8 protein-coding genes are annotated in these 7206 nt (G+C 68.7%); all 8 read left to right on the forward strand.

What is annotated here, in order from left to right:
• Positions 1–1041 (forward strand): IS200/IS605 family accessory protein TnpB-related protein (locus tag FXF52_RS39870; RefSeq protein WP_148804826.1); only part of this gene is annotated, 1041 nt, incomplete at its 5' end.
• Between the two features lie 14 nt (positions 1042–1055).
• Positions 1056–1127 carry a hypothetical protein gene (locus FXF52_RS43925; protein WP_305069377.1) on the forward strand — a complete coding sequence of 24 codons (72 nt, stop codon included), beginning with the start codon at positions 1056–1058 and terminating at the stop codon, positions 1125–1127.
• Positions 1128–1720: 593 nt separating this feature from the next.
• Positions 1721–3127 carry a type VII secretion integral membrane protein EccD gene (gene eccD, locus FXF52_RS39885; RefSeq protein WP_148804827.1) on the forward strand — a complete coding sequence of 469 codons (1407 nt, stop codon included), beginning with the start codon at positions 1721–1723 and terminating at the stop codon, positions 3125–3127.
• Position 3128: 1 nt separating this feature from the next.
• Entirely contained in the window at positions 3129–4460 is a 1332-nt protein-coding gene (gene eccB, locus FXF52_RS39890; protein ID WP_148804828.1) for a type VII secretion protein EccB, read from the forward strand.
• A 120-nt stretch (positions 4461–4580) separates the two neighbouring features.
• Positions 4581–4895, forward strand: coding sequence for a hypothetical protein (locus tag FXF52_RS39895; RefSeq protein WP_148804829.1), 315 nt, complete (start codon positions 4581–4583; stop codon positions 4893–4895).
• A 70-nt stretch (positions 4896–4965) separates the two neighbouring features.
• Positions 4966–5253 carry a WXG100 family type VII secretion target gene (locus FXF52_RS39900; protein ID WP_148804830.1) on the forward strand — a complete coding sequence of 96 codons (288 nt, stop codon included), beginning with the start codon at positions 4966–4968 and terminating at the stop codon, positions 5251–5253.
• A 232-nt stretch (positions 5254–5485) separates the two neighbouring features.
• Complete coding sequence (locus FXF52_RS39905) at positions 5486–5857, forward strand: hypothetical protein (RefSeq protein ID WP_148804831.1); 372 nt, start codon at positions 5486–5488, stop codon at positions 5855–5857.
• Positions 5858–5859: 2 nt separating this feature from the next.
• A partial coding sequence (locus FXF52_RS39910) for a myeloid leukemia factor (RefSeq protein ID WP_222870938.1) occupies positions 5860–7206 on the forward strand: 1347 nt, incomplete at its 3' end.

Consider the following 7206-nt stretch of genomic DNA (forward strand, 5'->3'; position numbering starts at 1 on the left):
CGACAGCGCTGGGAAGCCAACCGCTGGTTCCTGCAAGCCGACGGGGAATCGGGTAAGCGACACGGCAACGAGACGATCCGCGTCACCCCGCTCGGCGAGGTGTCGATCAGGTTGCCCGCCCCGTTGGCCGAGCTCGCGAACGCCCCACACGGTCGGTATGTCCTCACCGCGAAGGTGCGGTTCGCGTACCGCGGCCAGGAATGGGCCGACCGCGTCCATGCCAACCGAGCGGTCGCCTACCGCATCCACTACGACGTGCAACGCGCACGCTGGTACATCACCGCATCCTGGCAGTGCGCCACCACTCCGACGATCCCACTAAAGGCCGCGCTGGCCGAGGGTGCGATCGGCGTAGACACCAATGCCGACCACCTCGCCGCCTGGCGCCTTGATGTCCACGGCAACCCGGTCGGTAACCCGCGCAGATTCCCCTACGACCTGTCCGGCACCGTCGGCCACCGCGATGCCCAGGTTCGGCGCTCCCTGACCCGACTGTTGAAGTGGGCGAAAACCTGCGACGTGACGGCGATCGCCATCGAGGACCTGGGCTTCGACGGGGAGAAAACCCGGGAGAAGCACGGCCGTCGAAAGTGGTTCCGCCATCTCATCTCCGGCATGCCCACAGGCAAGCTCCGCGCCCGGATCACGTCCATGGCCCAGACGGCCGGGGTCACGATCATCGCAGTCGACCCCGCGTACACCTCACAGTGGGGCGCCCAGCACTGGCAGAAGCCACTGACCAGCAAGAACCGCAAGACAACCCGCCACGACGCCGCCGCCGTGGCGATCGGACGACGCGCCCAGGGACACCCGATCCGGCGACGGACGACACCGCCCCCTGCCCACCGGAGTGATGAGCAGGGGCATCGGATCGCCCAGGCCGGACCGGGCACCCCGAGCGCGAGGGAACCCGCCCCCGTACCTCCGGACCCGCGGACACGATCCGCGCGCACCGGATACGGAGCGCACGCGGGGGACCAGTGTGCCCAACACCGTTCGGGGCACGCGATTGAGCACGTGCAACTCATGCTCAGTCCATAGGAACGGTGGTTGCGATGCTTGCCTCCGACGACGGTGCCGTCATCACCGGCACCGAGATCCGGGTCGATGGCGGCACCCACCAGTGATTGATGTGACGCTAGGTGTTTCATGGCGGGGGCTGGTGGCTGGCCCTGATCAGGGTCGTGGGCGTGTCGGTGGTCGATAGGCAGTGAGGTCTCCGGTAGATGGTTCAGCGACCAAGCAGAACCATCTACCGGAGAGCTCGTGGCCACCATACCGGTGACGAGGCGGGATGACCTGACCAGCGTTCAGTGGGCGGCGCTTGCGCCCCTGTTGACGAGGGGCAAGAAGCCAGGTCGTCGGCCGAAGTGGAGTAAACAGCAGCTCATCGATGGGATGCGGTGGCGGGTTCGGGTGGGTTCGCCCTAGCGGCTGCAGATCCGCGCGGACGCAGCAGGTCTGATCGGCTGGGACGTGAGCGCCGACTCGACCATCGCGCGGGCGCATCAGCACGCCGCCGGCACCCGCACCCAACCTGAGCTGCAGAAGGAACCACCCGGTGGACGGAGGCCAGAGCAGGCCGGGAGTACTGGTTCCTCGGCGAGCGCACGGTCCCGGCCCGGCTGCTGCGGGCCGCCCGGCCGAGCGCGGGCGGCCCCCCGCGGGAGGCCCAAAAAAAATCCGTGAACTCCAGTGACAGTGCAGGCGTGTTCGGGATATGAGCGCCGAGCGCGGAGAACTCTGCCGGCTGCTGGTCGTCGGGCCGACCAGCCAGGTCGACGTGAGCCTGCCCACCCACATTCCGCTGGCCGACATGATGCCGGCCCTGCTGAGCGCGTTGGGACCGGATCTCGCCGATCGTGGGCTGGAGCACAGCGGCTGGATCGTCCAGCGGCTGGGTGGGCCGGCCCTCGACGAGTCGAGCACTGTCGGTGATCTCGACCTGCTCGACGGCGAGGTCGTCCACGTACGCCCGCGTACCGACCAGATTCCGCCGCTGGCCTACGACGACCTTGTCGATGGCGTCTCGGCCGGCATCCGCAAGCGGTCCGGGCTGTGGCGGCCGCAGACCACGCGGGTCACCGCCCTGCTGCTGCTCGCCGCCTGGCTGGCCGCCTGGCTGGCCGCCGCGCGGATGTGGCCGGGCGCGCCTCGGGGCCCGGTGCTGCTCGCGGCGATAGCGGCGATGTGCTTCGTCGCGGGCTTCGCGGTGGTACGCAAGCTGGCCGACCGGGCGACGGCCGGCATCCTGGGCGCCGCCTGCGTGGCCGGGACGGTGCTTGCCGTGCTGGACGCGGTGGCGCCGCACTCCCCGCTGGCTGGCGCGGCCGGTGCCGTCGTACCCCGGCTGATCTTCGTGGTTGCCAGCGCTGGCACCGTCGCCGCGTTGCTGGTGGCCGGGTTCGTCTTCCCGCGCACCGGCTGGCGGCCGGTCACCGTCGGCCTGCTGGTGGCGTGGCTGCTGGTCGTCGCCGCGCTCTTGCTGCGTACCAGGGCCACGCTGGACTGGACCACGATCGCCGCGATCATGGTCGTCGTCACCACGGCGCTGCGCCCGGCGGTACCGGCGGCCGCCTTCAAGCTCGCCGGGTTCGCCCTGCCGGAGACGCCCGCCGAACCGGCGGACCTGCAGGAGAAGATCGACCCGGAACCGGCCGCCGGGGTGCTCACCCAGGCCGCCGCCGCGGACCAGTTCATGACCGCCCTGTACGCGGCATTCGGGCTGGTCTCCGGGGCCGCGATGGTGTGGCTGGCGGCGGCGCCCGGCTGGGCCGCGCCGCTGGCCGCCTGGCTGGCCGCCGCCGCCCAGATCCTGGTCACCCGCCCGATGACGAGCACCTGGCACCGGTTGGCGCTGGCCGGCCCGGCGCTGGCCGCCATCTCGATCTGGTGCCTGACCGCGATCACGGATCGGGGTCAGCTCGCCGCCCAACTGGCCATCGGCTGCTGCCTGATCATGGTGGTGGTGTGCGGGCTGGCCGCGCGGATTCCGGTCGGCCGGCGGTTCAACCCGATCTGGGGTCGGATGGGCGACTTGGCGCATACCGCGGCGGTGGCCGCCCTGGCGCCGACCGTCGTGGTCATCACCGGCCTGATCGACGTGATCCGGGCGCGGGTGGGTTGACATGTCGTCGCGTCGTGACCAGGTGGACGCCCAGCGGTACATGATGACCCGGGTGACCGGTGCGCTGGTGCGGGCCGAGCCGGAGGTTGCGGAGTCACCGACCCGCCGGGACCGCACCGGTACCTTCGCGGGCCTCGTGTTCGCGATCCTGCTGCTGGTCGTGGTCGCGATCTGGGCGCTGCTGCCGGGATCGGGCTCGACCAGTTGGCAGCAGCCGCGGATGCTGGTGGTGGACTCCTCGACCGGGGCGCGGTACGTGCTGATCAACGGCCAACTGCGCCCGGTCAACGACGTGGCAACGGCCACCCTGCTGGCCGGCGGTCGGCTCACCCCCGTCGCCGTCTCCTCGTCCAAGCTCGCCAAGCTGCCGCGTGGCGCGGCGGTGGGTACCCCGGCCGGGCCGCAGGTGCTGCCCGCGGCCAACCGGGTCAACCAGGGCGTGTGGCGTGCCTGCAGCCGGGGTACCGGCCCGATCGTCCTGGACGTCGACGTGCCGGCGGCCCCCGAGCCGCTCGGCGACGGGCAGGCGGTGACGGTCATCGCGGGCGGGAAGACCTACCTGCTGTGGGGAGGGCGGCGGCTGCTGCTTCCGCAGTCCTGGATGGCCGACGTGCTGGGGCTGGGGCTGCTCGTTCCGGTGCCGGTGGCGACCACCTGGCTGGAGTTGATCCCGCTGGGCGGTACGGTCGGCCCGCCGAAGGTGGCCGGGGCCGGCGGCGCCGGGCCGAGGGTGGCCGGCCGGCCGACGTCGATCGGCCAGCTGTTCGCCGTGGACATGGGCAACGGCACGGTCGGCCACTACCTGATGACCACCGACGGGCTGGCCCCGCTGACCGAGACCGAGTACCTGCTGCGGCGGGCCACGCCGGGCTCGGCCAGGGAGACCGCCATCACCGCGGCCGATCTGGTCGCCGCCGGCCAGCGCAGCCCGGTGCGCCCACTGACCACGCTGCCGGCCACCCCGCCCAAACCGCCATCCCCACCCGAGGGTGCCGTGGTCTGCGTGGAGTTCGCGGGGAAGGCCGGCGAGAAACCCACGGTCGTCCTGGCCACCGCGACCGGTACGCCGACCGGCGGCGGCGGCCGAAAGACTGCCGTGACGGTGCGGGTGACGCCGGGCGGGGGAGCACTGCTGATGCCCCGGGCGAGCGCGGACACCGATCGGTGGCGGCAGCAGGGCCTGCTGGTCAACGAGCGGGGCATCGCCTACCCGATCATGGGCGGCGATGTCACCACCCTGGGGTACTCCCTCGACCAGGCGGTGGTCATGCCCACCGCGCTGGTCGCCATGCTGCCCGCCGGGCCGGCACTGGTCCGGCCGGAAGGGGGGTGAGGCCGCCGAGGTGCCCAAACCCATCCGCCGCCCGCGGCTGACCCACCGGACGGGCGCGGCTGGCGAGATCACATCACACCGCCTCCGGCGACGCGCGCCGGATGACAAGGAAGGAGAGCCATGGCAAACCTCAACGGGATCGTCGCCGATCAGGCGACCATCACCGGCATGGTCATGGCGTTCGCCCAGGCCCAGACCGAGGCCAGCGACAGCTATCGGAACGTCACGACCGCACAGGGCAACCTGGCCGCCGCGTGGCAGAGCGACGCGGCCGCGGGGAGGTTCCTTGAGGCCGTCAACCAGTGGCTGGCCGGCTTCGCGAAGGTCCAGCAGGGCCTGAACATGCTCAACCAGAACATGGAGCGGTACTCGCAACTGACCACCACGACCGAAGACGACAACGCCATGAAGTCCGGCGGCTGGGCCGCAGCCTGACCGCCGAACGTCCCGCCCACGAAACCCGGGCCGACAAAACCCGGACCGACGAACGTTAAGGAGGCCGAGGATGGCCAACTATGCCATCAATCCCGCCCTGGTACACAACGTCGCCGAGGAAATGCGCAGGGAAACCAGCGACCTCGACCGATCGCTGGAGAACCTCCAGCAGCATGTGCAGCGGTTCATCGACGCCAACAACGGCCAGGCGCCGGAGGCCTACGCGCTGGCTCAGCAGCTGTGGAACCAGGGCCAGCAGGAAATGCGGCAGGCCCTGGCACTGGGGCAGACTCGCCTTGTGGAGATCGTCCAGAACTACGTCCTCGGCGACAACAAGGGCGCGGCCATCTTCACCTAGGAGACCGCTGGGCGCCGTGTCCTGAACCAGTGCATCTGATGCCTGTCCAGCGAAACTGACGCGACGGCAATCCTGCCGAGCCGATACCGGGTCAGATGCACTGGTCCGCAGCACCACCGGGTGGACCAGTGCATCTGACCCACCGCTGTCCATGGGCTTGCTCAGACCTTGGATTCCCCGAATCAATGCAGCCGAGTCCCCGCTGCGCCGACTCCGTCGAGAGGAATGCACGATGAAGAACATCGTCATCAACGAGAACTACCTGCGGAAGTTGCAGGGCATCTACACCAAGCAGGTCGATGAGATCGACCTGATGTACGGCAAGGACTACCCGTACGGCTCCCTGCCGGATTCGACGGTCGACTTCACGAAGCCGTTCAAGCTGCGCCTCGGCGGGAAGGGCTTCACCGAGGCGGAGGGCCTGACGGGGAGGATCGATGGCGTTCGGGCGGGCCTGGCCGCGCGCTTCAAGGGCGCGCGGGGCGAAATCAACATCCTGGAGTACGGCATCAAATTCCTGCTGGCCGACTCCGATGCCGTCGAACAGGCGAGCACGTTGAGCGCCGAGCAGTTCGATTACTTCATGCCCACTTCTGGGAGTTAGTGATGACGAACACCGCGACGTTCGAGGACGCCCTGGCGAGCATTCTGGGGCTGGTACTCGGCGGCGGAGACGGCGGGGACGCGGGTTCCATCAACAACGAGTACCGACCGCGGACCATCAAGGGCCCCGGCTACTGGCTGGTCAACCAGATCAGCCACCACACCCGTGTCGGCGGTTACATGCCCGCTTACGACAAGGACGCCGTCACCTTCTACAAGTGGAGGCAGGACGGGGCGATGAAGCACGTCACCCGCCTGACAGTGTGGGTGGGTGTGACCAACAACGAAAAGCCTCAGGGGCAGACGCACAACACCACCAACCCGGGGGACGTGACCAACGCCGCTGGCAACCCGGTCGTCAGGCTCGGCAATGCGTGGGAACGCCTGATCGCCGACCTGCCCAAGGTGGCCGGACCGGGTAAGGCGTTCGACCCGGACTCGATCGGGTCCGTTCGCGAGATCCTGGGCAACCTGACGACCCACGCGATGGGGATCTCGGGTTCGCTGACCGACCAGATCAAGTCGGTGAACGTCAAGAACCCCGAATTCAAAGGCTCCGCCGAATCGGCCTGGATCCGTCGGGTGCAGGGCGCGAACAAGTTCCTCGTCGACGTCGATCCCCAGTTCAAAATCTGGGACACGACGCTGTCCCAGGTCGAGCAGGCAATGTGGGACTTCATCCACGCGGTGGAGGACACCTTCGACAGGTGGTACAAGATCTACCCGAGCGGCACCTGGCAGCACCCGTACCGGCTCATCGCCAGAATGTTCAACGAGAGCACGCTCCAGTATGGCGACCTGCACGATGGCCAGTCGAACGCCTGGGACCTGGGTCAGCAGTACGCCAACACCAAGCTGCAACAAAACGCAGCACGTGGAGGAAAACAACCAGATAAGCCCGTCCTGTGGACGCCGCCGGCGTGGGTGAATTACCACCCGTTCGAGGCCTTCAGCGTCCCCGAGTGGAACAAGCTGGACCAGCATCTGCGCCAGATGTGGGCCAACCACGCCCTCGAAGCCTTCATGCCGGCGTTGGTCGCGGCGAAGATCCTCATGTCGGTGTTCGTCGATGCGCGAAACCCGATAAGCATCACCGACCCGAAGCCGGTAGCACCCCTGCCGATGCCCAACGACGTCGGGGCGATGCCAAACGGATTCCCCAACAATCCGTTCGGGAACATGCCGGACCCCTTCGCCAACTGGGGTAACCCCTTCGCCAACATGGGCAACCCGTTCGCGAATATGGGTAACCCGTTCGCGAATATGGGTAACCCGTTCGCGAACATGGGTAACCCGTTCGCGAACATCGGCGGCGGCATGGGTAACCCGTTCGCCAATGGCGCCATGGAC

Source organism: Micromonospora sp. MP36 (assembly GCF_008119785.1).
Lineage (GTDB): Bacteria > Actinomycetota > Actinomycetes > Mycobacteriales > Micromonosporaceae > Micromonospora.